This is a genomic window from Achromobacter arsenitoxydans SY8, assembly GCF_000236785.1.
Lineage (GTDB): Bacteria > Pseudomonadota > Gammaproteobacteria > Burkholderiales > Burkholderiaceae_B > Achromobacter > Achromobacter arsenitoxydans.
The window spans coordinates 16,201-40,089 of record NZ_AGUF01000104.1; the positions used below are offsets into that span (position 1 = coordinate 16,201).

Annotated in this window: 31 protein-coding genes; 24 read left to right on the plus strand and 7 right to left on the minus strand. The window is 63.8% G+C overall.

The genetic code is table 11. From position 1 onward, the window contains the following. Positions 1-89 precede the first annotated feature (89 nt). The 18 genes from rplN (at position 90) to rplQ (ending at position 9,130) form a co-directional block, all read left to right on the plus strand. Complete coding sequence (gene rplN, locus KYC_RS28035) at positions 90-458, plus strand: 50S ribosomal protein L14 (RefSeq protein ID WP_006216531.1); 369 nt, start codon at positions 90-92, stop codon at positions 456-458. An 11-nt stretch (positions 459-469) separates the two neighbouring features. Beyond that, the gene (rplX, locus tag KYC_RS28040; RefSeq protein ID WP_008168975.1) at positions 470-790 is read left to right on the plus strand and encodes a 50S ribosomal protein L24; all 321 of its coding nucleotides are present in this window, start codon (positions 470-472) and stop codon (positions 788-790) included. 12 nt (positions 791-802) lie between these two features. Then, the gene (gene rplE / locus KYC_RS28045; protein ID WP_008168978.1) at positions 803-1,342 is read left to right on the plus strand and encodes a 50S ribosomal protein L5; all 540 of its coding nucleotides are present in this window, start codon (positions 803-805) and stop codon (positions 1,340-1,342) included. Positions 1,343-1,354: 12 nt separating this feature from the next. Next, the gene (gene rpsN / locus KYC_RS28050) at positions 1,355-1,660 is read left to right on the plus strand and encodes a 30S ribosomal protein S14 (RefSeq protein WP_006227037.1); all 306 of its coding nucleotides are present in this window, start codon (positions 1,355-1,357) and stop codon (positions 1,658-1,660) included. Positions 1,661-1,670: 10 nt separating this feature from the next. Beyond that, positions 1,671-2,066, plus strand: coding sequence for a 30S ribosomal protein S8 (gene rpsH, locus KYC_RS28055; protein ID WP_008168981.1), 396 nt, complete (start codon positions 1,671-1,673; stop codon positions 2,064-2,066). 12 nt (positions 2,067-2,078) lie between these two features. Beyond that, positions 2,079-2,612, plus strand: coding sequence for a 50S ribosomal protein L6 (gene rplF / locus KYC_RS28060; protein ID WP_008168983.1), 534 nt, complete (start codon positions 2,079-2,081; stop codon positions 2,610-2,612). Positions 2,613-2,633: 21 nt separating this feature from the next. Next, positions 2,634-2,999: a 50S ribosomal protein L18 gene (gene rplR / locus KYC_RS28065; protein WP_008168985.1), complete on the plus strand. Its 366-nt coding sequence runs from the start codon at positions 2,634-2,636 to the stop codon at positions 2,997-2,999. Between the two features lie 15 nt (positions 3,000-3,014). Beyond that, a complete protein-coding gene (rpsE, locus tag KYC_RS28070; protein WP_008168987.1) occupies positions 3,015-3,536 on the plus strand; it encodes a 30S ribosomal protein S5 in 522 nt (173 codons plus the stop codon). Positions 3,537-3,539: 3 nt separating this feature from the next. Further along, positions 3,540-3,725, plus strand: coding sequence for a 50S ribosomal protein L30 (rpmD, locus tag KYC_RS28075; protein ID WP_006216520.1), 186 nt, complete (start codon positions 3,540-3,542; stop codon positions 3,723-3,725). Between the two features lie 9 nt (positions 3,726-3,734). After that, positions 3,735-4,175 (plus strand): 50S ribosomal protein L15, encoded by a 441-nt coding sequence (gene rplO, locus KYC_RS28080; RefSeq protein WP_008168990.1) that lies wholly within the window; start codon positions 3,735-3,737, stop codon positions 4,173-4,175. A gap of 13 nt (positions 4,176-4,188) precedes the next feature. Beyond that, a complete protein-coding gene (secY, locus tag KYC_RS28085; protein ID WP_043519460.1) occupies positions 4,189-5,514 on the plus strand; it encodes a preprotein translocase subunit SecY in 1,326 nt (441 codons plus the stop codon). An 8-nt stretch (positions 5,515-5,522) separates the two neighbouring features. Then, positions 5,523-5,741 carry a translation initiation factor IF-1 gene (gene infA / locus KYC_RS28090; RefSeq protein WP_003806927.1) on the plus strand — a complete coding sequence of 73 codons (219 nt, stop codon included), beginning with the start codon at positions 5,523-5,525 and terminating at the stop codon, positions 5,739-5,741. Positions 5,742-5,775: 34 nt separating this feature from the next. Further along, positions 5,776-5,889, plus strand: coding sequence for a 50S ribosomal protein L36 (rpmJ, locus tag KYC_RS29180; protein ID WP_003806928.1), 114 nt, complete (start codon positions 5,776-5,778; stop codon positions 5,887-5,889). A 43-nt stretch (positions 5,890-5,932) separates the two neighbouring features. Continuing rightward, complete coding sequence (gene rpsM, locus KYC_RS28095) at positions 5,933-6,298, plus strand: 30S ribosomal protein S13 (RefSeq protein ID WP_008168996.1); 366 nt, start codon at positions 5,933-5,935, stop codon at positions 6,296-6,298. Positions 6,299-6,313: 15 nt separating this feature from the next. Then, the gene (gene rpsK, locus KYC_RS28100; RefSeq protein ID WP_006216516.1) at positions 6,314-6,715 is read left to right on the plus strand and encodes a 30S ribosomal protein S11; all 402 of its coding nucleotides are present in this window, start codon (positions 6,314-6,316) and stop codon (positions 6,713-6,715) included. Between the two features lie 11 nt (positions 6,716-6,726). Next, a complete protein-coding gene (rpsD, locus tag KYC_RS28105) occupies positions 6,727-7,350 on the plus strand; it encodes a 30S ribosomal protein S4 (protein ID WP_008169000.1) in 624 nt (207 codons plus the stop codon). 214 nt (positions 7,351-7,564) lie between these two features. Then, positions 7,565-8,551: a DNA-directed RNA polymerase subunit alpha gene (locus KYC_RS28110; RefSeq protein WP_008169002.1), complete on the plus strand. Its 987-nt coding sequence runs from the start codon at positions 7,565-7,567 to the stop codon at positions 8,549-8,551. 186 nt (positions 8,552-8,737) lie between these two features. Next, positions 8,738-9,130, plus strand: a complete 393-nt coding sequence (rplQ, locus tag KYC_RS28115; RefSeq protein WP_006216513.1) for a 50S ribosomal protein L17 — start codon at positions 8,738-8,740, stop codon at positions 9,128-9,130. Between the two features lie 147 nt (positions 9,131-9,277). Here the strand turns inward: rplQ and KYC_RS28120 are convergent, their stop codons facing one another. After that, complete coding sequence (locus tag KYC_RS28120; RefSeq protein ID WP_008169004.1) at positions 9,278-9,715, minus strand: HIT family protein; 438 nt, start codon at positions 9,713-9,715, stop codon at positions 9,278-9,280. A 122-nt stretch (positions 9,716-9,837) separates the two neighbouring features. Between KYC_RS28120 and cutA the strand changes: the two genes are divergently transcribed. The 3 genes from cutA to KYC_RS28135 all read left to right on the plus strand — a co-directional run bounded on the left by cutA (position 9,838) and on the right by KYC_RS28135 (position 13,145). Beyond that, positions 9,838-10,185 carry a divalent-cation tolerance protein CutA gene (gene cutA / locus KYC_RS28125; protein WP_008169007.1) on the plus strand — a complete coding sequence of 116 codons (348 nt, stop codon included), beginning with the start codon at positions 9,838-9,840 and terminating at the stop codon, positions 10,183-10,185. Then, positions 10,185-12,068: a protein-disulfide reductase DsbD gene (dsbD, locus tag KYC_RS28130; protein WP_043519461.1), complete on the plus strand. Its 1,884-nt coding sequence runs from the start codon at positions 10,185-10,187 to the stop codon at positions 12,066-12,068. Before cutA ends, dsbD begins: the two co-directional genes overlap by 1 nt. A gap of 198 nt (positions 12,069-12,266) precedes the next feature. Next, positions 12,267-13,145, plus strand: a complete 879-nt coding sequence (locus tag KYC_RS28135; RefSeq protein ID WP_008169010.1) for a DMT family transporter — start codon at positions 12,267-12,269, stop codon at positions 13,143-13,145. A gap of 58 nt (positions 13,146-13,203) precedes the next feature. Here the strand turns inward: KYC_RS28135 and hemB are convergent, their stop codons facing one another. Next, entirely contained in the window at positions 13,204-14,220 is a 1,017-nt protein-coding gene (gene hemB / locus KYC_RS28140; protein ID WP_008169012.1) for a porphobilinogen synthase, read from the minus strand. Beyond that, a complete protein-coding gene (gene yihA / locus KYC_RS28145; RefSeq protein WP_008169015.1) occupies positions 14,217-14,840 on the minus strand; it encodes a ribosome biogenesis GTP-binding protein YihA/YsxC in 624 nt (207 codons plus the stop codon). The genes hemB and yihA overlap by 4 nt, the downstream gene beginning before the upstream one ends. Positions 14,841-15,102: 262 nt before the next feature. On the opposite strand from yihA, the gene KYC_RS28150 reads away from it, so the two are divergent. From KYC_RS28150 to ccsB, 3 genes are all read left to right on the plus strand, one after another. Further along, positions 15,103-15,804 carry a c-type cytochrome gene (locus KYC_RS28150; protein WP_043519477.1) on the plus strand — a complete coding sequence of 234 codons (702 nt, stop codon included), beginning with the start codon at positions 15,103-15,105 and terminating at the stop codon, positions 15,802-15,804. A gap of 119 nt (positions 15,805-15,923) precedes the next feature. Then, on the plus strand, positions 15,924-18,002 hold the full coding sequence (locus KYC_RS28155) for a cytochrome c biogenesis protein ResB (RefSeq protein WP_043519463.1): 2,079 nt from the start codon (positions 15,924-15,926) through the stop codon (positions 18,000-18,002). 8 nt (positions 18,003-18,010) lie between these two features. Next, the gene (gene ccsB, locus KYC_RS28160) at positions 18,011-19,357 is read left to right on the plus strand and encodes a c-type cytochrome biogenesis protein CcsB (RefSeq protein WP_008169021.1); all 1,347 of its coding nucleotides are present in this window, start codon (positions 18,011-18,013) and stop codon (positions 19,355-19,357) included. Positions 19,358-19,375: 18 nt separating this feature from the next. On the opposite strand, the gene KYC_RS28165 is transcribed toward ccsB, so the two are convergent. The 4 genes from KYC_RS28165 to KYC_RS28180 are packed head-to-tail and all read right to left on the minus strand — an operon-like array spanning position 19,376 to position 23,888. After that, positions 19,376-19,759 (minus strand): DUF4150 domain-containing protein, encoded by a 384-nt coding sequence (locus tag KYC_RS28165; protein ID WP_043519465.1) that lies wholly within the window; start codon positions 19,757-19,759, stop codon positions 19,376-19,378. A 44-nt stretch (positions 19,760-19,803) separates the two neighbouring features. Continuing rightward, the gene (locus KYC_RS28170) at positions 19,804-20,862 is read right to left on the minus strand and encodes a pentapeptide repeat-containing protein (protein ID WP_008169025.1); all 1,059 of its coding nucleotides are present in this window, start codon (positions 20,860-20,862) and stop codon (positions 19,804-19,806) included. Next, on the minus strand, positions 20,859-23,480 hold the full coding sequence (locus KYC_RS28175) for a DUF2169 family type VI secretion system accessory protein (RefSeq protein ID WP_008169026.1): 2,622 nt from the start codon (positions 23,478-23,480) through the stop codon (positions 20,859-20,861). Before KYC_RS28175 ends, KYC_RS28170 begins: the two co-directional genes overlap by 4 nt. Positions 23,481-23,486: 6 nt before the next feature. Then, complete coding sequence (locus KYC_RS28180; protein WP_008169029.1) at positions 23,487-23,888, minus strand: hypothetical protein; 402 nt, start codon at positions 23,886-23,888, stop codon at positions 23,487-23,489. Position 23,889: the final 1 nt, after the last annotated feature.

Genomic DNA, 23,889 nt, shown 5'->3' on the forward strand with positions numbered 1-23,889 from the left:
CTGACCTGACGGGACCAAAACTGGCAGGAATTGCAGTGTTCCCTTGTTGGGAAAACCGTATTTCCAGTTAAGTTGGAACAGGAAAAATCATGATCCAAATGCAGACCACGCTGGACGTGGCCGACAACACTGGTGCGCGTCATGTGATGTGCATTAAGGTGCTCGGTGGCTCCAAGCGCCGTTATGCCGGTATCGGCGACATCATCAAGGTGAGCGTCAAAGATGCGGCTCCGCGCGGACGCGTCAAAAAAGGCGAAATTTACAACGCTGTGGTGGTTCGTACCGCCAAGGGCGTGCGCCGTAAAGACGGTTCGCTGATTCGTTTCGGTGGCAATGCCGCCGTGTTGCTCAACGCCAAGCTGGAGCCCATCGGCACCCGCATCTTCGGACCCGTTACGCGCGAACTGCGTACCGAGAAGTTCATGAAGATCGTGTCGCTGGCCCCGGAAGTGCTGTAAGGAGCCCTACGATGAACAACATCCGTAAAGGCGACGAAGTCATCGTCCTGACCGGCCGCGACAAGAAGCGTCGCGGCACCGTGCTGGCTCGCGTTGGCGCCGACCACGTCCTGGTCGAAGGCGTCAATGTTGCCAAGAAGCACGTGAAAGCCAACCCGATGGCTAACAACCCGGGCGGGATTGTCGAAAAGACCATGCCGATCCACATCTCGAATGTGGCGCTCTTCAACCCCGCAACCGGTCGTGGCGACCGCGTGGGCGTTCAAGAAGTCGAAGGTCGCAAGGTCCGCGTGTTCCGTTCCAATGGTGCCGTTGTCGGCGCCAAGGCGTAAGGGGCGATAGACATGTCTCGTTTGCAAGATTTCTACAAGAGCAAGGTCGCTGGCGACCTGCAGGCCAAGTTTGGCTACAAGAGCGCAATGGAAGTGCCGCGCATCACCAAGATCACCCTGAACATGGGTGTCTCGGAAGCGGTCTCCGACAAGAAAGTCATCGAACACGCTGTGTCGGATCTGACCAAGATCGCCGGCCAGAAGCCTGTCGTGACGAAGACCAAGAAGGCTATCGCCGGTTTCAAGATCCGCGAAAACTACCCGATTGGTTGCATGGTCACGCTGCGTGGTCAACGCATGTACGAATTCCTGGATCGCCTGGTGGCGGTTGCGCTGCCTCGCGTGCGCGACTTCCGCGGTATCTCGGGTCGTGCGTTCGACGGCCGTGGCAACTACAACATCGGGGTGAAAGAGCAGATCATTTTCCCCGAAATCGAGTACGACAAGATCGACGCGCTGCGTGGGCTGAACATCAGCATCACCACCTCCGCGAAGACCGACGAAGAAGCCAAGGCGCTGTTGACGGCCTTCAGCTTCCCGTTCCGTAACTAAGGGGCTGATGACGTGGCTAAACTTTCCCTCATCAATCGCGACATCAAGCGCGCCAAGCTGGCTGACAAGTTCGCTGCCAAGCGCGCTGAGTTGAAGTCGATCATTGACGACCAGTCGAAGACCGACGAAGAACGTTACCAAGCTCGGCTCAAGCTGCAACAGCTGCCGCGCAATGCCAACCCGACGCGTCAACGCAACCGTTGCGTGGTCACCGGTCGTCCTCGCGGCGTGTTCCGCAAGTTCGGTCTGACGCGCCACAAACTGCGTGAAATGGCGATGAAGGGCGAAATCCCCGGCATCACCAAGGCCAGCTGGTAGGAGAAACAATATGAGCATGAGCGATCCCATCGCCGATATGCTGACCCGCATTCGCAATGCGCAGCAAGTGGACAAAGTTACGGTGAGCATGCCCTCCTCGAAGCTGAAGGCGGCCATTGCCGCTGTGCTGAAGGACGAAGGCTACATCGACAGCTTTGAAATCAAGGGCAGCCAGGCCAAGCCTGAGCTCGAGATCACCCTGAAGTACTACGCTGGCCGTCCGGTCATCGAGCGCATCGAGCGCGTTTCGCGTCCCGGTCTGCGTATCTACAAGGGCCGTACCAGCATTCCTCAGGTCATGAACGGCCTGGGCGTGGCTATCGTTTCGACCTCGCGCGGCGTCATGACCGACCGTAAGGCTCGCGCCAACGGCGTCGGCGGCGAAGTGCTGTGCTACGTGGCCTAAGGAGAAATTCGAATGTCACGTATCGCTAAGTATCCGGTCGAACTGCCCAAGGGTGTCGAAGCCGACATCAAGCAGGATCAGATCACCGTCAAGGGCCCGCTGGGTTCCCTGACCCAAGCCCTGACTGGCGACGTCACGATTTCGCTGGACGGAAGCAAGCTCACGTTTGCCGCCGCCAACGAAACCCGTCACGCCAACGCCATGTCGGGTACCGTGCGCGCCTTGGTTGCCAATATGGTCACCGGCGTGAGCAAGGGCTTCGAGCGCAAGCTGACCCTGGTCGGCGTGGGTTACCGCGCCTCGATCCAAGGCGATGCCGTTAAGCTGCAGCTCGGTTTCTCGCACGATGTCTTGCATCAGTTGCCGGCCGGTATCAAGGCCGAATGCCCCACCCAGACGGAAATCGTCATCAAGGGCGCCAACAAGCAAGTCGTCGGTCAGATGGCCGCTGAAATCCGCGCGTACCGCGAACCTGAACCCTACAAGGGCAAGGGTGTGCGTTACTCGGACGAACGCGTCGTCATCAAAGAAACCAAGAAGAAATAACGGCGCACGCAAGGACGAATCATGGACAAAAAAGTTTCCCGTTTGCGTCGTGCGGTTCCGACCCGCCGGAAAATCAACGAGCTGCGCGTTCACCGCCTCTCGATTTTCCGCTCGAACCAGCACATCTACGCCAACATCATTTCGCCGGAAGGCGATCGCGTTCTGGTCAGCGCCTCGACGGTGGAAGCCGAAGTGCGTGCGCAACTGGCCGGCCAAACCGGCCAGGGCGGCAACAAGGCCGCTGCTACGCTGGTTGGCAAGCGCGTGGCCGAAAAGGCCAAGGCTGCCGGTATCGAACTGGTCGCTTTCGATCGCTCGGGCTTTCGTTACCATGGCCGCGTGAAAGCGCTGGCCGATGCCGCGCGTGAAGCCGGCCTGAAGTTCTAAGCGAGGATCTGTCAAATGGCTAAAGTACAAGGCAAGAACGCCGCGGAAAAAGAGAACGATGACGGCCTCCGCGAAAAGATGATCGCGGTCAACCGCGTGAGCAAAGTGGTCAAGGGTGGTCGCACCATGAGCTTTGCCGCGCTGACCGTGGTTGGCGATGGCGATGGCCGCATCGGCATGGGTAAGGGCAAGGCGCGTGAAGTGCCGGTGTCCGTTCAGAAGGCCATGGAACAAGCCCGTCGCGGCATGTTCAAGGTCGCTCTGAAGAACGGCACGCTGCACCACACCGTGGTTGGCAAGCATGGCGCCGCTACCGTGCTGATCTCGCCCGCTGCTGAAGGTACTGGCGTTATCGCCGGCGGCCCGATGCGCGCTATTTTCGAAGTGATGGGTGTGCGTAACGTGGTTGCCAAGAGCCTGGGCTCGAGCAACCCCTACAACATGGTTCGCGCCACGTTGAACGGCCTGCGCGCCTCCCTGACCCCGGCCGATGTTGCTGCCAAGCGCGGCAAGACGGTCGAAGAAATCCTGGGGTAAATCATGGCTCAGAAGCAGATCAAAGTGACCCTCGTGCGCTCGGTGATCGGTACCAAGCAATCGCACCGTGATACGGTTCGCGGTTTGGGCTTGGGCCGTATCAACAGCAGCCGCGTGCTGGTCGATACGCCCGAGGTGCGTGGGATGATCCGTAAGGTGGATTATCTCGTTTCCGTCTCGGAAGCCTAAGGAATCACCATGTCGGATATGCAACTTAATACGCTGAAGCCCGCCGAGGGCAGCAAGCACGCCAAGCGCCGCGTCGGCCGTGGCATCGGTTCGGGTCTGGGTAAGACCGCCGGCCGTGGTCACAAGGGTCAGAAGTCGCGCTCGGGCGGTTTCCACAAGGTTGGCTTCGAAGGCGGTCAAATGCCGCTGCAACGTCGCCTGCCCAAGCGTGGTTTCACCCCGCTGGGTCAACACCTGTATGCCCAAGTTCTTCTGTCGGACCTGCAGGCCCTGCCCATCGACGAAATCGATGTGCAAGTGCTGAAGGCTGCCGGCGTGATCGGCCAGGCGGTTCGTTTCGCCAAGGTTATCAAGTCGGGTGAACTCTCGCGCAAGGTCGTGCTCAAGGGCATTACCGCGACGGCCGGCGCTCGCGCCGCCATCGAAGCCGCGGGCGGCTCGCTTGCCTGATCAGAGGTGACGAGTGGCTAACGCGCAGGCATTGGGCAAATCCGGAGCACGATACGGCGATCTGAAGCGCCGTCTTGTGTTCCTGGTGCTCGCCCTGGTGGTTTACCGTTTGGGTACACACATCCCGGTTCCGGGTATTAACCCGGACGCGCTGGCGGACTTGTTCCGTCAGAACCAGGGCGGGATCCTGGGCCTGTTCAACATGTTCTCGGGCGGGGCGCTCTCGCGTTTCTCGATTTTTGCCCTGGGGATCATGCCGTACATTTCGGCATCCATCATCATGCAGTTGATGTCGGTGGTGGTGCCGTCGCTGGAAGCGCTCAAGAAAGAGGGCGAGGCCGGACGTCGGAAGATTACCCAATACACCCGCTACGGCACGGTCGTGCTGGCGCTGGTGCAGGCTGTGGGCATTTCGGTGGCGCTGGAGTCCCAGCAGGGACTGGTGATCGATCCGGGCATGCTGTTCCGCTTCACGACCGTCGTGACTCTGGTCACTGGCACCATGTTCGTCATGTGGCTGGGTGAGCAGATTACCGAACGCGGTCTGGGCAACGGGATTTCCATCCTGATCTTCGCAGGTATCGTGGCGGGTCTTCCCGCGGCGCTGGCTGCTCTGTTGGACCTGGTCCGCACCAACGCGATGTCCGTGCTTTCGGCGCTGTTCATCGTGGCTCTGGTGGTGCTGGTTACCGCTTTTGTGGTGTTCGTGGAACGCGGACAGCGCAAGATCACGGTGAACTACGCCAAGCGTCAGGTCGGCAACAAGGTCTACGGTGGTCAAAGCTCGCATTTGCCGCTGAAGCTGAACATGGCAGGGGTGATTCCGCCGATCTTCGCGTCGTCGATCATTCTGTTCCCGGCCACGATCACGAGCTGGTTCTCCAGCAGCGAGAACATGCGCTGGCTTAGCGACCTGGCTGCGGCCCTGTCGCCTCGTCAACCGCTCTACATCACGCTGTACTCGGTCGCGATTATTTTCTTCTGCTTTTTCTACACGGCTCTGGTTTTCAACAGCCGCGAAACGGCGGACAACCTGAAGAAGAGTGGTGCGTTTGTTCCGGGCATCCGTCCGGGCGAGCAAACGGCGCGCTACATCGACAAGATCCTGATGCGTTTGACGCTCGCAGGTGCCATCTACATCACGTTGGTGTGCCTGTTGCCGGAATTCTTGGTGATGCGCTGGAACGTTCCCTTCTACTTCGGTGGTACGTCTCTGTTGATCATTGTGGTGGTGACGATGGATTTCATGGCGCAGGTTCAGGCCTACATGATGTCTCACCAGTACGACTCGTTGCTCAAGAAGGCTAACTTCAAGGGCGCGGGTTTGCCGATGCGGTAAGCAAAAGAATGTCCAAGGACGACGTCATTCAGATGCAAGGCGAGGTTCTTGAGAACCTCCCGAACGCGACATTTCGCGTCAAGCTCGAAAACGGCCACGTGGTGTTGGGCCATATTTCCGGCAAGATGCGTATGCATTACATCCGGATCCTGCCGGGTGACAAGGTCACAGTGGAGCTCACGCCCTATGACCTGACGCGAGCCAGGATAGTTTTCCGCTCCAAATGAGCGGAACCGGATTACGGAAAATTAGGAGTCAACCATGAAAGTAATGGCATCGGTTAAGCGGATCTGCCGCAACTGCAAAGTTATCAAACGTCACGGCGTGGTGCGCGTTATCTGCACCGACCCGCGTCACAAGCAGCGTCAAGGCTAACTCGGGTTAGCGACTACGCAACGGATTTATTCAAGGAACAGTCATGGCCCGTATTGCTGGCATTAACATTCCGCCGCAACAGCACGCCGAGATCGGCCTGACCGCCATTTTTGGCATCGGTCGTACGCGCGCTCGCAAGATTTGCGAAGCGGCAAACGTACCCTTTGACAAAAAGGTCAAGGATCTGAGCGACGCTGAATTGGAACGCGTCCGCGAACATGTTGGTTTGTTCACGGTTGAAGGCGACCTGCGTCGTGAAGTACAGCTCTCGATCAAGCGTTTGATCGACCTGGGAACCTACCGCGGTATGCGTCACAAGCGCGGTTTGCCCGTGCGCGGCCAGCGCACTCGCACCAACGCCCGGACCCGCAAGGGCCCGCGTCGTGCTGCTGCGTCCCTGAAGAAATAATCGAGGAACAGGATTATGGCGAAAGCTTCCACCAGCGGCGCTTCGCGCGTGCGCAAAAAGGTCAAGAAGAACGTCTCGGACGGCATCGCGCACGTTCACGCTTCGTTCAACAACACCATCATCACCATCACCGATCGTCAGGGCAACGCGCTGTCGTGGGCCACGTCGGGCGGTGCTGGCTTCAAGGGTTCGCGTAAGTCGACCCCGTTCGCCGCGCAGGTTGCCGCTGAAACGGCCGGCCGCGTTGCTCTCGAGTACGGCATCAAGACGCTGGAAGTTCGCATCAAGGGCCCCGGCCCCGGCCGCGAATCGTCGGTGCGCGCTCTGAACGCGCTGGGCATCAAGATTTCGTCCATCGCCGACATCACGCCCGTTCCGCACAACGGCTGCCGTCCGCCGAAGCGTCGTCGTATCTAAAGGGAATCCACATGGCACGTTATATTGGACCCAAATGCAAGCTCTCGCGCCGCGAGGGTACTGACCTGTTCCTGAAGAGCGCCCGCCGCTCGCTGGATTCCAAGTGCAAGCTGGATTCCAAGCCTGGCCAACACGGCCGCACTTCGGGTGCCCGCACTTCCGACTACGGCCTGCAGCTGCGCGAAAAGCAAAAGCTGAAGCGCATGTACGGCGTGCTGGAAAAGCAATTCCGCAAGTACTTCGCTGAAGCCGAGCGTCGCCGTGGCAACACCGGCGAAACGCTGATCCAGCTGCTGGAATCGCGCCTGGACAACGTCGTCTACCGCATGGGCTTCGGCTCGACGCGCGCCGAAGCTCGCCAGCTGGTGAGCCACCGCGCCATCGAACTGAACGGCCACACGGCTGACATCGCTTCGATGCTGGTCAAGGCTGGCGACGTTATCTCGGTCCGCGAAAAGGCCAAGAAGCAAGGCCGCATCAAGGAATCGCTCGACCTGGCCACCAGCATCGGCATCCCCCAGTGGGTGGAAGTCGACACGACCAAGTTGACCGGTACGTTCAAGTCGGCCCCCGACCGCGCTGATGTCGCTCGCGACATCAACGAGTCGATGGTCGTCGAACTGTACTCGCGTTAATCACGCCTGCCGGCGCCTCCTTCGCGGAAGCGCTGGCAAGCTGGTCCCGCGACCTGTTTGCACGTCCCGCAGCAGCCCGCTTTCCGCCTTTCGGCGGGGCGGGCTTTGCGGTAAGTATCGGACGATGATTTTCGTTGTCCGCGATTCAAGTTTCACCCTGTCCATCAGCCTTATCGGTGTAACGAGCCGAGGGTATTGAAAAGGAACACAGTACATGTCCACTCAAGGTTTCCTGAAGCCGCGCTCCATTGAAGTCGAACCGGTCGGCACGCACCATGCCAAGATCGTGATGGAGCCGTTCGAGCGTGGCTACGGTCACACGCTGGGCAACGCCCTGCGCCGCATCCTGCTGTCTTCGATGACCGGCTACGCGCCGACCGAAGTCCAGATGACGGGCGTGGTGCACGAATACTCGACCATCCCGGGCGTTCGCGAAGATGTCGTCGACATCCTGCTGAACCTGAAGGGCGTGGTCTTTAAGCTGCACAACCGCGACGAAGTGACGCTGGTTCTGCGCAAGTCCGGCGCCGGCACCGTGCTGGCCAGCGACATCGAGCTGCCGCACGACGTCGAAATCATCAACCCCGGCCACGCCATCTGCAACCTGACGGAAGCGGGCAAGCTGGAAATGCAGATCAAGGTCGAGAAGGGCCGCGGCTACGTGCCGGGCAACGTGCGTGCGCTGTCGGAAGACCGTACCCACACCATCGGCCGCATCGTCCTGGACGCTTCGTTCAGCCCGGTCCGCCGCGTGAGCTACGCTGTCGAAAGCGCCCGTGTGGAACAGCGCACCGACCTGGACAAGCTGGTGCTGGACATCGAAACCAACGGCGTCATTTCGCCCGAGGAAGCGGTGCGCCAGTCGGCCCGCATCCTGATGGACCAGATCTCGGTCTTCGCCGCCCTGGAAGGCGCTGGCGATTCGTACGAAGCCCCGGTCCGCGGCACGCCGCAAATCGACCCGGTGCTGCTGCGTCCGGTCGACGACCTGGAGCTGACGGTGCGTTCGGCCAACTGCCTGAAGGCCGAAAACATCTACTACATCGGCGACCTGATCCAGCGTACCGAAAACGAGCTGCTCAAGACCCCGAACCTGGGCCGCAAGTCGCTCAACGAGATCAAGGAAGTCCTGGCTGCACGTGGCCTGACGCTCGGCATGAAGCTCGAGAACTGGCCGCCCCTGGGCCTGGAGCGTCCCTAAGTCTTGAAAGGGTGCCGCCCCTGAAAAGGGGCGTCTCCCGCAGCGCCCGGCCTCGCCGCCGGGCGGTTTGCGAAACCGTCGTAAAATGCACCGTTTTCTACCGGACCGCGGCCTGATTGCAGGCTGATAGAAGAGCCGGCAACCCGATGGCGGAAACGCCGTCTTTAGATTCAAAGGAAACTTATCATGCGTCACGGTAATGGCTTGCGTAAGCTCAACCGCACCAGCAGTCACCGTCTTGCCATGTTCCGCAACATGGCCGTTTCGTTGATCACCCACGAAGCAATCAAGACCACGCTGCCGAAGGCGAAAGAATTGCGCCGCGTCATCGAACCCCTGATCACGCTGGGCAAGGAGCCCACGCTCGCGAACAAGCGTCTGGCATTTGCCCGTCTGCGCGATCGCGATGCGGTTGTGAAGCTGTTTGCCGAAATCGGCCCGCGCTACGCGGCCCGTAACGGCGGCTACACCCGCGTGCTGAAGATGGGCTTCCGTCAGGGCGACAACGCTCCCATGGCTTTCATGGAGCTGGTCGACCGTCCGGAAGTCGATGAAGCCGCTGCGGACAGCGCCGAGTAAATCTCGGTAGCTCGATAAGCGACAAGGGCGGGTCTTCGGACCCGCCCTTGTTTTTTTGCCGCTCGGTATCTTGGCCCGTCACGCGTGGGTCGCGCTACGCCGCTAGATCCGTCCTGGTCGCGCCAAAACGGTGCAGGACGGCATGCATCAGGATGAGTGCAGTTCGTCGCGCAGTTGCGCCGCGGTCGCCGCCAGCGCCTCCTGCGGCGGTTGGGGCGGCATTCTGAAGGTGAGGTCCTGTTGTTCGATGTACTGCGTTGAGGTGACGTCCTGCGGGTGATGCATGGGAATGACGTGCGCATGCGCGTGCGCCACGTGGATGCCCGTGAAGGCGAAACCCACGCGTTCGACGCCGTACAGGCGTTTCATGTGGCGTCCCAGTTTCTGCCCCAGGTTGAGGATGCGCCCGGCCAGGTCCGCCGGCATGTCCTCGTAGTAGGGATAGTGCTGCTTGGGAATGATGAGCGCGTGGCCCGGCCGCACGGGCTGGATGTCCAGGAAGGCCAGCAGGCGGTCGTCCTCGTGGATGATGTGCGCGGGGATCTCATGGCGGGCGATGCGGCAGAACAGACAGTTGTCGGACATGCTTGCCTCGGCGATTGGAATGGCGGCGCGGCTCGTCCGGGCCCGGTAGGGGCCGGGGTGCGGCCGCAATACCGATAAAATACCCCGAGTTACATCCCACGCGGGTATCCCAAGGAGGCTCCATGTTGCGCGATGACGACGTCGTGCTGGTCATCAGCAATGCGCCGGACCTGTTGCTGGCCAAGCGCATTGCGCATGTGCTCGTCGAGGACGGGTTGGCCGCCTGCGTGAACCTTGGCGCTGCCGGGCTGTCCATCTACATGTGGAACGGCGAGGTCGAAGGGGCCGAGGAAATCCCCATCCACATCAAGACCACCTACGCGCGCCATGCCGCCGTCGTGCAGGCGTTGGCGCAGATGCATCCCTACGATGTGCCCGAAATCATCGTGCTGCCGGTCATCGGCGGCGCGGCGCCATACCTCGAATGGGTGCGCGAGCAGACGGCCACTACGCAGAACAAGAGAGACTGATGTTGCAACTAGCCGGTACCGGCATCGCGCCAAGGCGCGCCGCCAGCGCGACTTCCGCCTTTTTGAGGCAATGCCTGGCGTTTCTGGCGATGCTGCTCCTGCTGATGTCCTGGCAGACGGCCGCGCGCGCCGAGGCGGATTTCCTGGAACCCGAGAAGGCCTTTGTCTTCAGCGCCCAGATGACCGCGCCGGACATGCTGGAATTGCGCTTCAAGGTTGCCCCAGGCTATTACATGTACCGCGAGCGCTTCGCCATCGCCATCACCCCGGCGGACGCGACGACGCTGGGCGAGCCTGTCTTTCCCAAGGGCGAGGTCAAGTACGACCCGACCTTCGAGAAAGACATGGAAGTCTTCCACAAGGACGTGGCCATACGCGTGCCGGTGGCGGCGGGGGGCAAACCCTTCACCCTGACGCTGACGGGCCAGGGCTGTGCGGATGCCGGCCTCTGCTATCCCCCGATGGACAGCAGCGTGAAGCTGACGCCGGTGGCCGGCGGCTATGCCTTGGCTGGGGCCGCTCCGGCTTCGTCCGCGGCGTCAGGCGGCCTGGGCGCGCTGATCAATGCGGGCGACACCAGCCTGGCTGACGCGCTGGGCGGGCTGGGCTGGCTCAAGACGGCCGGCGTGTTCCTGGTGCTGGGCCTGCTGCTGGCCTTTACGCCCTGCGTGCTGCCCATGATTCCCATCCTGTCTTCCATCGTACTGGGCGGCGCCGCGCAGCAACGGCCATCGCGCGGGCGCGGACTGGCGCTGGCGGCCACCTATGTGCTGGGCATGTCGGTGGTCTACACGGCGCTGGGCGTGGCGGCGGGACTGAGCGGAGCCGGGCTGGCCGCCTGGCTGCAGACCCCGTGGATCCTGAGCCTGTTCGCCATTCTGCTGGCCGTGCTGGCGCTGGCGATGTTCGACGTGTTCACTTTCCAGATGCCATCGGGTATCCAGGCCATGCTGTCGGAAAGGTCTTCGCGCATTCCTGGCGGGCGCTACACGGGCGCGCTGGTGATGGGCGCGCTGTCGGCGCTGATCGTGGGCCCCTGCGTGGCCGCGCCGCTGGCAGGCGCCCTGCTGTATATCTCGCAGACCGGAGATGTGGTCCTGGGCGGTTCCGCGCTGTTCGCGATGGCCTGGGGCATGGGCGTGCCGCTGCTGATCGTGGGAGCGTCGTCGGGCGCCTTGCTGCCCAAGGCGGGGCCATGGATGGACGGCGTGAAGCGCCTGTTCGGCATGTTGCTGCTGGCGACCGCGTGGTGGATGCTGATCCCTGTGGTGCCGACCTGGGTGCAGATGACAGGCTGGGCCTTCCTGGCCGTGGTGTCCGCGGTGATGCTGCGGGCGTTCGATGCCCTGCCCGAGGGCGCGGGCGCCGCGCGCATGTTCGGCAAGGGCCTGGGCCTGCTGCTGGCCCTGGCGGCGGCTGCGTGGCTGGTGGGCGCGGCCAGCGGCGGACGCGATGTGCTGCAGCCCCTGTCGCATCTGGCTGCGCGCAGCGATGCGCCGGCGGGCGCTGTGAACGCCAGCGGCGAGGTCCATTTCACGCGCGTGCGCACCAACGCCGAACTGGACGCGATGCTGGCGCAAAGCCGCCAGCCCGTGATGCTGGATTTTTATGCCGACTGGTGCGTCTCCTGCCGCGAAATGGAACGCTTCACCTTCACCGATCCGGGCGTCGCGCAGCGCATGGCGGGAATGGTGCTGGTGCAGGTGGACGTCACCGCCAACAATGCCGACGACCGGGCGCTGCTCAAGCGCTTCCGCCTGTTCGGTCCGCCGGGGATCATGTTCTTCGAACCGGGCGGCAAGGAGATCCAGGATGCGCGGGTCGTGGGATTCCAGGACGCCAAGCGCTTTACGGAATCGCTGGATCGGGTGCTGGTCCGCTGACCACGCCGGGCGCCAGGCGCCCGCTCGCGTCTGATGCGCGCAACGCGCGGGGACGCGCATTGAACCGGGGAACGGGGCGATATACCATGTCCGCTGCGCCGCGTGGGCGGCGCGTCCAACCCCACCAGGCCGGCGCCCGTGACGTCCCCAACAGTTGATGCAAGCCAGGACCGCAACGGTCTTATCTACCTTCAATTGATGTTCGTCATGGCCACCTGGGGCCTGAACATCGTCTCCATCAAGTACCTGACGCAGCACATGGACATCCAGGCGCTGGCCGCCATACGGATCGTCATTGCGTTCGCCACCGTCACGCTCATCATCAAGGCGCGCGGCGGCCGCATCCCGAAGCTGGGGGCGGCTCAACTGGGCTGGGTGGCGCTGGCCGGATTCCTGGTGGTGTACGCGCACCAGGTGGCGCTGGTGTCGGGATTGCGGTTTTCGTCGGCCGCCAACGGCACGCTCATCATGGCCACCAGCCCGCTGCTTTCCGCCTTGCTGGCCGCGATCTTCTACCGCGAAAAACTGACCCTGGTGCGCATTTCCGGCGCGCTGCTGGGACTGCTGGGCGTGGGCATGGTGGTTGCCGGCGGCGGCGCGCAGCTCGGCCTCACCGGGTGGGGCGACGCGGTGGTCTTCGTGGCCGTGCTGGTGTTCGTATTCGGCGGTTTGGTCATCCAGCGCATGTCGCGGATGATGGATCCGCTGGGGATGCTCTGGTACATGTACCTGGCCGGGGGCTTGATGCTGGTGGCGCATGCGGCGCTGACGCCGGCCGCGTACGAGTCCGGCGCCTGGCAGATGCCATGGTGGCCCTGGGCAGTGCTGCTGTTCTCGGCCGTGATCGCCTCGGGCGTGAGCAACATCGTGTGGAACGCGGGCATCGCCCGACTGGGCATCAGCCGCGCGGCGCTGTTCGTGAACTGGCTGCCGATTTTCGGGCTGCTGTTCGCGGCGCTGTTCCTGGATGAACACGTCACGCCTACGCACGTCGCGGGGCTGGCGTGCGTATTGGGCGGGACCTGGCTGGGGCTGCGGCGCGGCCCGCAGGCCCGGCAGGCAGCCGTGAAGGCCTGAGCTTGCGCCGGTGCCGCCGGCGCGGCCAAAGGCCGCGCGTGGCGCCCGGCGCGCCTTTCTACCGCTGGCTCTTGAGCAGCTTTGCGGCTTCGATCGCGAAGTACGTCAGGATGCCGTCGGCGCCGGCGCGCTTGAAGGCCAGCAGCGCTTCCATCATGACCTTGTCGTGGTCCAGCCAGCCGTTCGCCGCGGCGGCCTTGATCATGGCGTATTCGCCGCTGACCTGGTAGGCGAAGGTGGGCACGCGGAACGCGTCCTTGACCCGGCGCAGCACGTCCAGGTAGGGCATGCCGGGCTTGACCATGACCATGTCCGCGCCTTCCTGGAGGTCGCCGGCCACTTCGCGCAGGGCTTCGTCGATGTTGCCCGGGTCCATCTGGTAAGCCATTTTGTTGGACTTGCCCAGGTTGGTGGCCGAGCCCACCGCGTCGCGGAACGGGCCATAGAAGGCGCTGGCGTATTTGGCCGAGTAGGCCATGATGCGCGTGTGGATGTAGCCGTTGGCTTCCAGCGCGCGGCGCACGGCGCCGATGCGGCCGTCCATCATGTCGCTGGGGGCCACCATGTCGACGCCGGCGGCCGCTTGCGTAAGCGCCTGCTTGACCAGGATTTCCACGGTGGGCTCGTTGATGACGTAGCCGTCGGCGTCGATGACGCCGTCCTGGCCATGGCTGGTGTAGGGATCCAGCGCCACGTCGCACAGGACGCCCAGTTCCGGGAAGCGCGATTTCAGTTCTCGCACCACGCGCGGGATCAGGCCATCGGGATTGGCGGCTTCGATGCCGTCCGGCGTCTTCAGGGCGGGATCAATGGCGGGAAAGAGGGACAGCACGGGAATGCCGAGCGCCACGCATTCTTCCGCCACGGGCAGCAGGGTATCCAGGGAATAGCGGACAACGCCCGGCAGGGACGGGACGGCTTGCCGCAGGCCGGAGCCTTCAGCCACGAAAACCGGATAGATCAGGTCATTGACCGTTAGGGCGTTCTCGCGCACCAGGCGGCGGGTGAAGTCGTCGCGGCGCAGGCGGCGGGGGCGGGAAACCGGAAAGTCAGGGGTGATGATCTGCGGGTTCATGGTACGACCTTGGGAGAAATCCAATTTTCGATATGCGCGCCGGCTTCTTCCAGACCGATGCGCTCGGGCGCCGAGAACGGAATGGTGTGCAGCGCGCCGATATCGGCCAGGTCCTTGCGGACCGAGAAGACGGTGCGCATGCGCTGGCCATAAGGCAGCTTGTCGGCTTTGGTGAGCAGCGCCAGCACCGGGCGTCCGGTGGGGGCGATGAAGTTGGCGAGGCGGCGGTCCAGTTCGGTCACGCCGCGGCGGATGTCGATGAGCAGCACAATGCCTACCAGCGATTCGCGGTCGCGCAGGTAGCCGCCAAGAATGTCCGCCCATTTTTCTTTCTCGTTGCGGGCCACGGATGCATAGCCGTAGCCGGGCAAGTCGACGAGATAGCCAATGTGGCCTTCCGGATCCAGGGGGTCCGGCAAGCCGAACATGTTGATCAGCCGCGTGCGGCCCGGCGTCTTGCTGGAGAACGCAAGACGGCGCTGGTTGCACAGCACGTTGATGGCCGTGGACTTGCCGGCGTTGGAGCGGCCGACAAAGCAGACCTCGGGAGCGCCGGCGGCCGGCAACTGGTCGAGGCGAGCTGCGGAAGTGAGGAAAGAGGCGCGGTGTAGGAGGGACACGGATGGCTTTGGATACGGTTGGTTTCGAGCCCTATTGTATAATCCGGCGTTTGCTACAGTGGTCCCCGTGCGCGGAGCCGTCTTTTTTGCTTACTGTTTAGCTGCTTTTACCGGTGTCAGGCCCCTTGCGGGAAGCACCGAAGCAGTGTCGCAGCAAGATCGCAAGCAGGACAAGCAAAACAGGTTCGATACGGTTTACTGCGAGTGCGGGCAGGCGTAGGCGCCTTTTTGCGCCTTGATCGATGTGATCGTCGAGGTCTTCATGAAGCGTGTGCTGTCCCGGATGTTGGTCGCGAGCGGGCTGTTGCTCGGCGCCTCCGCCTTCTCTGCTACGAGTTTCGCCGCCGATGGCGCTGCGGGCCCGGCCAAACCAGACGCCGCCAAGGGCGGTCAGCTGTTTGACCAGGGAGACGCGTCTCGAGGCATCATTGCCTGTGCATCCTGTCACGGCGCGGCGGGTAATAGCACCATCCCGGTGAACCCGAACCTGGCCGCGCAGCCCCACGAATATCTGGCCAAGCAGTTGGCCGATTTTCAGCTGAAGCAGGGCGCCAAAGCCCCGGTTCGCGGCGGCCCGGACGGCAATCCGAGCCCCATGTCGGCCATGGTTCAGAACCTGACGCCGGCCGATATGCAGAACATCGCGCTCTACCTGGCGCAGCAGCCGCTCAAGGAGCCCGCCACGGCAGGCCACGAGAAACTGGTTGAGCTAGGTCAAAAGATCTGGCGTGGCGGTTTGCCTGATCGCAACGTTCCTGCGTGCGCGGCATGCCATTCTGCCAATGGCGCCGGTATTCCCGGCCAGTACCCCCGCTTGTCGGGGCAGTTCCCCATTTACATCGAAGAACAGCTGAAGCTCTTCCGCAGCGGCGATCGCAAGAACGACGTCATGCACGCCATTGCGGACCGCATGTCTGATGCCGACATCAAGGCGGTGTCGGACTACGCAGCTGGCCTTCGGTAGGCGATCGGCCGCAACGTGCGCGGCTGGTCCGCGTTGACGCAACTTGAGCGTGACGGAACCTGGTTCCGTCGCGCGCTGTCTATGAGGGGGGTAGCCAATCGCGCGGCCCCCCTTTTTTCATGAATTCGACCCGAACCCACTCCCGTCCCTCTTTGCGCAGCCTGCCACGCGACCTCTTCGAGCTCCTGGGGTCGATGCGCTTCGCCGTCAGCCTGCTGATGTTCATCTGCGTGGCCAGCCTGGTGGGGACGGTTCTGCAGCAGAACCGCTCATCCAACAACTACATCGACCAGTTCGGCCCGTTCTGGTTCGAAGTGTTCGACAAGTTCTCGATCTGGCACGTGTACAACAGCTGGTGGTTCCTGCTGATCATGGGCTTTCTGGTCGTTTCCACGTCGGTGTGCCTGATCCGCAATGCGCCCAAGATGCTGCGCGACGCGCGTTCGTTCCGCGAGCACGTGCGCGAGGGCAGCCTGCGCGCCTTTCCGCACCGCGTGGAAACCCTGGAACCCACCGACGTGCCGCAAACGGCGGCGGGCCTGAAGGCCTTGCTGGGCCGGCTGGGCTATGCGGTGCGCGAACGCCAGGATCGCGACGGCGTGCTGCTGGCGGCCAAAAAGGGCAGCGCCAACCGGCTGGGCTACGTGTTCGCCCACGCCGCCATGGTCATCATCTGTATCGGCGGCCTGCTGGATAGCGAACTGCCGACGCGCCTGCAGGTCATGTTCGGCGGCAAGCAGCCCATCGTCGACAACATGCTGATCTCCGAGGTGCCCGAAAGCGGACGCCTGTCGGTCAATAACCCGAGCTTCCGCGCCAGCGTGCTGGTGCCCGAGGGCGGCCAGGCCAGCACGGCCGTCGTCATGGTGGGGGATGGCGCGCTGGTGCAGCCCATGCCTTTCACGCTGAAGCTCAAGAAATTCATCGTCGATTACTACTCCACCGGCATGCCCAGCCGCTTCGCCAGCGAAGTCGAGGTGACAGATCCCGATACGGGCAAGACCTTCGATTCCACCATCGAAGTAAACGAGCCGCTGCGCTTCAAGGGCATGACGGTCTACCAGTCCAGCTTCGATGACGGCGGCAGCACCGTCGTGCTCAAGGGCTATCCGCTGGTGGGCGCCAACGACGCGGTGTTCGCCGTCGACGGCACGGTGGGCAAGACCAGCGAGCTGACCGCCCAGACGGCGAAAGGCCCCCGCAGCATGGGCATCGAGATCACGGCCATGCGCCCGATCAACGTGGAAGACCTGACCCGCGGCGACCCCAAGGGCGCCAACCAGAGCTTCGCCGAGCACGTGGCGTCGGTGTCCGGCAGCGCGGCGGGCAAGAAGAACGAAAACCTGCGCAACGTGGGGCCCAGCGTCGAGTACAAGCTGATTGACGACGCCGGCCAGGCCCACGAGTTCCAGAACTACATGCTGCCCGTCGAACTGGACGGCGCCGCCGTGTTCCTGGCCGGCGTGCGCAACAATGCGTCCGAACCCTTCCGCTATCTGCGCATCCCCGCGGATGACGACAGCTCGATCGCCGAATTCATGCGCCTGCGCGCCACCCTGGCCGATCCTGCGGCGCGCCAGGAAGCCGCGCGCCGCTTCGCCGAACGCAACAGCCCGTCGGGCGCGGATCGCCAACCTCTTCAAACCGCCGCCGAGCGCGCGCTGGACACCTTTGCCTCCGGCGGCCTGCAGGCCGTGGCGGCCTTCCTGCAGGCCAACACGCCCGCGGCGGACCTGGAGCGCGCGGCCGACGTCGTGATACGCCTGATCGGCGCCAGCATGAACGAGCTGCGCGCCATCGCCCGCGAGCGTGCCGGACAGCCTGCTGTCGCGGTGGAGGGCCCGGAAGGCGAGCGCGCGGCGACGTGGTCCAGGCTGGCCGTGGCCGCGCTGTCCGACCTGACCGTCTACCCGGCGCCGGTGTTCCTGTCGCTGGCCGACTTCAACCATGTGCAGGCCAGCGTGTTCCAGGTCAGCCGCACGCCGGGCAAGAACACGGTCTACCTGGGCAGCCTGCTGCTGGTCCTGGGTGTTTTCTCGATGTTCTATATCCGGGACCGCCGCGTCTGGATCTGGATCAAGCCGCAAGGCGGCGGCAGCAGCGTCCTGGCCGCCATGACGTCACAGAAGCGTACACTCGACTTCAATCAGGAGTTCGAACGCTTCAAGCAGGCGCTGCTGCGCCAGAAGAGGTCCTAAGGTTTTTTATGTCCACTACGACCACCACGCATCCTTCGTCGCCCGAAACGCTCTGGCAGGACGCCTTGTCCGAAACTGGCGACAGCCGCGCGCAGCGCGGCAAACCCGACTGGACCGACGTCGTCTTTTTCCTGTTGCTTGCCGTTGGCGCCGGGTTCGCGCTGACCCGCTATGGCAACGCGATGGACTACTACGAAAAAATCATCCTGTGCGGGACCGTGCCCGCGCTGGCCTGGCTGGGCTGGCTGTGGCGGCCCTTGCGCCGGCTGATGATCGCCTGTGCGATCTCGGCGGGGCTGGCGCTGATGCTGTACGGCACGGACCTGGCCCGCGCCGAGCAGGTGTTCTTCCTGAAGTATCTGTTTTCCTCGCAGTCCGCCATTCTCTGGATGAGCGCGCTGTTCGCGCTGGCCATGGTCTGCTACTGGATCGGCGTATTCAGCCCCACTGCCGCATGGCTGGGCACGGCGCTGACCTGGGGGGCGGTGTTCGCAGGCGTCACGGGCCTGCTGGTCCGCTGGCGCGAAGGGCACCTGATGGGGCCTGACCTGGGCCACATTCCGGTCAGCAACCTGTACGAAGTGTTCGTGCTGTTCTCGCTGATCACGGCGCTGTTCTATCTGTACTACGAACGCAAATACGCGACGCGCGCGTTGGGCGGCTTCGTGCTCCTGGTGGTGACGTCGGCCGTCGTGTTCCTGCTGTGGTATTCGTTCACGCGCGATGCGGGTCAGATCCAGCCGCTGGTGCCGGCGCTCAAGAGCTGGTGGATGAAGCTGCACGTTCCCGCCAACTTCATCGGGTACGGCACGTTCTCGCTGGCGGCCATGGTGGGCTTCGCCTATCTGGTCAAGCAGCACGGGCAGACCACGTCCTGGGCCAAGCTTGCGCCGCTATTCATCCTGGGCGTGCTGCTGTGCGCCGAGCCCATGGTGTTCCGCACCGATGGCCTGTCGGCGACCTGGATGCTGTATTTCGGCGTGGGCGCCGTGATTGTGGGCGCCATCCTGCTGGGCCGCCGCCGCATTGCCGAGGCGCTGCCCTCGCTCGAGGTGCTGGACGACATCATGTATCGCGCCATCGCGATCGGCTTCGCGTTCTTTACGGTCGCAACCATCCTGGGCGCGCTGTGGGCGGCGGACGCCTGGGGCGCCTACTGGCAGTGGGACCCCAAGGAAACCTGGGCGCTGATCGTCTGGCTGAACTACGCGGCATGGTTGCACATGCGCCTGATCAAGGGCCTGCGCGGCACGATGGCGGCCTACTGGGCGCTGATGGGCCTTTTGATCACCGGCTTCGCCTTCCTGGGTGTGAATATGTTCCTGTCGGGCTTGCACTCGTACGGCCAGTTGTGACCATCGGCGCGCGGGCGGTTACGCCGCCAGCGCGAACATGGATTTTTGCGGCGTGGCTGCCTTGAAGCCCGGTGCATTGATGGTGTTCTGCAGCGTCAGGCTGGTTACGCGCACCATCGGCGCGCCGCGCACCAGGACAGTGAACGCCCCTGTCATGTAGCGCGCCCGGCCCATGAAGGTCTGGGAAATCAGCCCGCCGCCCACGCCGGCGGTGTCACCCAGCGTGACAGGAATCACCGTCGCCATGTTGTGCATCGGCGCGCAGCAGAGCCACACGTTCCAGACAACCGGGATGCCCATGGACGACGTCGAGACGTCGATATGCGGCACTGGCGGAACGGGCGTCTTGCACACATCCGGAAATCCAAGACCGACGCTGGGCAGTTGACAGAGGACTTGCATGTAGACGGCTCCTGATGCGTTGGGGGGGCGCGGCTGCGCCGGGTTCAGATGGATTCGCGTCCGGCAGACCACAGCTCGGCTTCGAGCAAGGGCGCGTCGTTCTCGATGATGCCGTGGCGGTGGGTCCATCGGGCGCCATGCGTCAGCGCGCGGTGCATGCGCGTGCGCAGGAAAGTCGCGTTGCGCAGATCGGCGTGGTCCAGGTCAGCCAGCGAGAAATCCGCATCGACCAGATGGGCGTCGCGAAAGTCCGTCCTGGCGCAACGCGCGCGTTGGAAGATGCACAGGCTCAGGCTGGCGCCTTGAAGGAGGGCGTCGTCCAGCGTCGCCTCGACCCAGATGGCGCCGTCGAAGCGGCCCTGGCGCAGGTCGGCGCCGCTCAGATCGGCCGAGGGGAACAGGCACTGCGGCGCGGATGCGCCGGAAAAGCGCGCCCCGCGCAGCGTGGAACCCTTGAAGCCGGCTTGGCGCAGGTCTGACTGCCGGAAGTCCGCAGCGTCAAGCTGGCAATCCGTGAAATGGCATAAGGGATAGGCCCGGCCGGAAAAATCCTGTCCGGCCAGATTGCATTCAATGAACATCGTGCTGGCCGCGTTGGCGCCTGAGAGCGCCACGCCACGCAGGTCCAGCTGATGGAACAGGGTATGGCTGATCCGGGCGTCCGACAAATCGGCATGCGCCATCGCGCCGCGCGAGAATACGGCGCGCTCCAGCAGCGCGGAACGCAAGGAGGCGCCTTCGAGCGAGGTGGCCGTAAAAGACGACTCGTAGAGTTCGGCGTCGTTCAGCGCGGCCCCGCCCAGGTCGCATTCCGTGAAGCTGGCGCCGCGCAATCGGCTGCCGTTGAATACGGCGCCCGGGGCCCTGCAGCGAATGAGCCGCGACAGGCTGAGGTCGACACCGCTGGCGTCCCAACGCGCCATGATGCAGTTGGTGAACTGGCTATCCTGCAGCTGGCAACCGTCCATGCGCGTGCCGTTGAAATCCACGTGATCGAAAAACGCGCCGGCCAGGTCCAGGCCGCGCAGGTCGCATCCCGCAAGGCTGAGATGTTGTATCGGTTCGCCATGCTGAATGCGGTCCCGCAGCTGATCCACATTCATGCTGGCGTCTCCGGCTGTCGGACGGGCCAGCGCTTTGCGCCTTGCGTATAAGCATTGTCCAGGCTCGTACTATCGTCCATCCGCGTCTGTGCGACATCGGCGCGAAAGAGGTTCGCGCCCGTCAGATCCGCGCGCAGGAAAATGGCCTTGCCGAGCAGGCTATTGATCAGATTGGCGTTGCGCAGCCGCGCGCCGGTAAAGTCGGCGCGCACGAAGTGCGTGTCGGGCGCGGACATGTCGCTCAGGTCGGCATCCTGCAGCTGGCATTCGGAGAAGTCGCTTGCGCTCAATCGGGCGCCGCGCATGTCCGCCCCGGTAAGAATGGCGCCACGCGCGCTGCCCTGGTTGAACCGCAAGCCTTGCAGGCGGGCGCCCGTCAGTTCGACGCGCCCCGCGAACGCGCAGCCGTCCAGTGCGGCGTTTTCCATGCTGAAGCGGCCCGGGAACCCGACATCCATGAAGCTCACGCGCATCAGCGTCGCGCCGTCGAATCGGGCATTTTCCAGTGTGCCTTGCATGAATACGCATTGGTCCAGGCTCGACTCGCGAAAATCGCAGTCCTCGAGGGTGGCGTTCATGCTCGTCCATTGACTGAACGTGGCGCGACGCAGATCGCAGTGCAGGAGACGCGCCTTGTGCAGGCGGCCAAGCCGCCACGCACTGCCTGAAAAGTTGCAGTCCTCGCAGAATGCATCGTCCCACGTAGTTTCGGTGATCTGGCTCAGGGAAAAATCGGTACGCAGGCAGTGCGCGTTGCCCAGGTTGGCGCGCGTGAGGGTGGCGCCACGCATGCAGGCGCCGGTCAGGTCCGCGCCTGTCAGCACCGCGTCGGTCAGGTCGCTGCCGTCCAGCCGGGCGTCTACGAGCCGGGCGCCGGCCAGGATCGCGCGCTGGAAATCCACATTGGACAGATCCATGCCGGACAGGTCCGCGCCGGTGAGATTCATGTCCCTGCAGTCGCGGTTGCCCTTCAGGCGTGCCTCCAGTTTGCGGCGTGTGCGTTGCGCGCGCAGCGGCGGCATGGGCGGGGGCGGAGCGAAGTGGTGCGCGGACTGTTGGTAGGCCTGATGAACCTGCGCGCCCAGTGTCTCGGACAGGGGAGGCGAAGCGTCGCCTGCGCCAGGCGCATGGCGCCGCGCCTGCGCATGCGGACTGGTGTCGAACTCGGCAATGTGCCGCTTGAGCTTGCGAGGATCGAAAGCCGCCGCAGGCTTGCCGGCGCCGTCCAGCCGCCGCAGCGCGTCGAGGTCCACGCCGGCCACCTGGGCCATGCCGGGCAGGTTGGGATCTTCCAGGGCGCGGGCCGCGGTGGCGCCCGACAGGCGCTTGGCGTCTTCCATTTCCCGTTGCAAGCGCAGAATCGTTTGTGGCAGGTCGGCGAGCCTGGGCGCGGCCGGGGGCGGATCGAGCGGCGCCATGTACAGGTCTGGATCCAACCCCTGGGCCAGCAGCGATTCGCGTTCGCGCGCATGGCGGCGCGCCGCGCCCGCATGCACGTTACGGTTCGACGGACGGGCGTCCGGCGCTTCGGGTTCCGCCAGCTCGCCGCAGATGTCTTCCGGTACGAGTTGGGCGTCCAGCAATGCGTATACGGGGCCCAATTCAGGGTCCAGGCGTTGCCGCAGCACCTCTTCGTAATGCGCCATGTCCCGCGGCAGCTGCGCGTGCTCCAGAGCGGGCATGATGTGCCGCACATCGGCCGCGTCGTCCTCGCGCACGTGCGCGGCGCCGTGCCAGATCAGCGCCATCTGCGCGCGTTCGGGAAAGAACCAGGCAGTGCTCAGGCGCAGGTCCAGTTCCTGAAGCGCGGCGCCGTCGGCCTCGCGGCTGAAGAAGCAGCGCGCGCGCCATGACGGCAGGCGGCCTCGCAGCACTGGGTGCGCCGGATGCATGTTCCACAGTTCATACTCGGCGCCGCCAGTGAACGACGTATTCGGCGGTCCCCACTGGTCCGGCTGCGCCGCGTTGAAGAAACGCCAATCCATGTCTGACGCGAACCCGGGGAAATCGTGCTCCAGCCATTCCTGCCCGTAATCGCGGCCCATGTGCGCGGCCCGCTGTGGCCATTCGGCCGGCAACGGGGCAAAGCAGACCGGTGCAACGCGTTGCGCCGGGGAGCCGAGTCGCTGTAGCGGATGTTCGATATTAGGCAACCGGCGCGTGCGCACGCCGTGAATGTCTTCGTCCTGCGCCCCGATCCCCAACGGATTCTCGGCGACGCCGGGCCCCCCGTATGCGCGGCTCCAGTCCAGGCGCATGCGTTCGAACGGCTGGGGCGCGGTAACCTTGCCGTCCAGCCAATAACGGTCGCCGAACACCAGCAGCGACTTGTCTATGGATCCGAGCTTCATTCGCACGGCGCAGGCGCCGGGGCTGCCGGAATCATGGGGATAGGCGTGGCCGCTGACGAGCGCCTCCGGGTGCAGCTTGGGCGTGGCGAGGTCCAGCGCGCCGATGCCTTCGGCGGCGGCAATCTGCCACAATTCCTGATCCGTCAGCAGCGTTGGCGACCGCGCGATATCCACCAGCGCGAATACGGCCACGCCCAGCATGTCGCGGCGTTGCCGACGGTAGGGTCGGGTCAGGATGCCAAGGCGCAGCGGCTTGATGGTTTTCATGGGATGTCAGGTCGGCTGGTCCACGGCAAGTTCACGCGTTGACGGATCCACTCGCACTTGAATGGTCTTGCCCACGCCGAAGTTGGCCAGGTTCAATGGCGACAGCGGGACTTCGAGCGTGCGGGTGAAGGCCGGTGTGCACGAAGTCGCGGCGACGTCCACGGTCAGTTCGATGACGTAATACAGCGTCTCGCCGATGCGCTTGTTCGTGTCGCGCGCCGCAGTAATGCGCGCGGTGCTCGATTGCCCGCTGACCCGTATGGCCTCGCGGCGCCGCGCGTCCCTGCGGCCCGCCTCCCGGCGCCTGCTTTCGCGACGCAGCATGAAGGCGGCCTGCGCCAATGACAGCAACAGGCCCAGCAGTACCCACTTTCCCCAATCCGGCCAGGCATCCGAAAAATCCGACATG

Coding starts and splice junctions, on each gene's coding strand:
- KYC_RS28120 (WP_008169004.1), bottom strand. CDS start 9,715: ATGTCCGACAACTGTCTGTTCTGCCGCATCGCCCGCCATGAGATCCCC.
- rpsK (WP_006216516.1), top strand. CDS start 6,314: ATGGCGAAAGCTTCCACCAGCGGCGCTTCGCGCGTGCGCAAAAAGGTC.
- rpsH (WP_008168981.1), top strand. CDS start 1,671: ATGAGCATGAGCGATCCCATCGCCGATATGCTGACCCGCATTCGCAAT.
- KYC_RS28135 (WP_008169010.1), top strand. CDS start 12,267: ATGTTCGTCATGGCCACCTGGGGCCTGAACATCGTCTCCATCAAGTAC.
- infA (WP_003806927.1), top strand. CDS start 5,523: ATGTCCAAGGACGACGTCATTCAGATGCAAGGCGAGGTTCTTGAGAAC.
- cutA (WP_008169007.1), top strand. CDS start 9,838: ATGTTGCGCGATGACGACGTCGTGCTGGTCATCAGCAATGCGCCGGAC.
- KYC_RS28150 (WP_043519477.1), top strand. CDS start 15,103: ATGAAGCGTGTGCTGTCCCGGATGTTGGTCGCGAGCGGGCTGTTGCTC.
- KYC_RS28180 (WP_008169029.1), bottom strand. CDS start 23,888: ATGTCGGATTTTTCGGATGCCTGGCCGGATTGGGGAAAGTGGGTACTG.
- rpmJ (WP_003806928.1), top strand. CDS start 5,776: ATGAAAGTAATGGCATCGGTTAAGCGGATCTGCCGCAACTGCAAAGTT.
- KYC_RS28175 (WP_008169026.1), bottom strand. CDS start 23,480: ATGAAAACCATCAAGCCGCTGCGCCTTGGCATCCTGACCCGACCCTAC.
- rplQ (WP_006216513.1), top strand. CDS start 8,738: ATGCGTCACGGTAATGGCTTGCGTAAGCTCAACCGCACCAGCAGTCAC.
- rplN (WP_006216531.1), top strand. CDS start 90: ATGATCCAAATGCAGACCACGCTGGACGTGGCCGACAACACTGGTGCG.
- rplX (WP_008168975.1), top strand. CDS start 470: ATGAACAACATCCGTAAAGGCGACGAAGTCATCGTCCTGACCGGCCGC.
- rpmD (WP_006216520.1), top strand. CDS start 3,540: ATGGCTCAGAAGCAGATCAAAGTGACCCTCGTGCGCTCGGTGATCGGT.
- dsbD (WP_043519461.1), top strand. CDS start 10,185: ATGTTGCAACTAGCCGGTACCGGCATCGCGCCAAGGCGCGCCGCCAGC.
- rpsM (WP_008168996.1), top strand. CDS start 5,933: ATGGCCCGTATTGCTGGCATTAACATTCCGCCGCAACAGCACGCCGAG.
- rplF (WP_008168983.1), top strand. CDS start 2,079: ATGTCACGTATCGCTAAGTATCCGGTCGAACTGCCCAAGGGTGTCGAA.
- rpsE (WP_008168987.1), top strand. CDS start 3,015: ATGGCTAAAGTACAAGGCAAGAACGCCGCGGAAAAAGAGAACGATGAC.
- KYC_RS28110 (WP_008169002.1), top strand. CDS start 7,565: ATGTCCACTCAAGGTTTCCTGAAGCCGCGCTCCATTGAAGTCGAACCG.
- rplE (WP_008168978.1), top strand. CDS start 803: ATGTCTCGTTTGCAAGATTTCTACAAGAGCAAGGTCGCTGGCGACCTG.
- rplR (WP_008168985.1), top strand. CDS start 2,634: ATGGACAAAAAAGTTTCCCGTTTGCGTCGTGCGGTTCCGACCCGCCGG.
- ccsB (WP_008169021.1), top strand. CDS start 18,011: ATGTCCACTACGACCACCACGCATCCTTCGTCGCCCGAAACGCTCTGG.
- hemB (WP_008169012.1), bottom strand. CDS start 14,220: ATGAACCCGCAGATCATCACCCCTGACTTTCCGGTTTCCCGCCCCCGC.
- KYC_RS28165 (WP_043519465.1), bottom strand. CDS start 19,759: ATGCAAGTCCTCTGTCAACTGCCCAGCGTCGGTCTTGGATTTCCGGAT.
- KYC_RS28155 (WP_043519463.1), top strand. CDS start 15,924: ATGAATTCGACCCGAACCCACTCCCGTCCCTCTTTGCGCAGCCTGCCA.
- rpsD (WP_008169000.1), top strand. CDS start 6,727: ATGGCACGTTATATTGGACCCAAATGCAAGCTCTCGCGCCGCGAGGGT.
- KYC_RS28170 (WP_008169025.1), bottom strand. CDS start 20,862: ATGAATGTGGATCAGCTGCGGGACCGCATTCAGCATGGCGAACCGATA.
- rplO (WP_008168990.1), top strand. CDS start 3,735: ATGTCGGATATGCAACTTAATACGCTGAAGCCCGCCGAGGGCAGCAAG.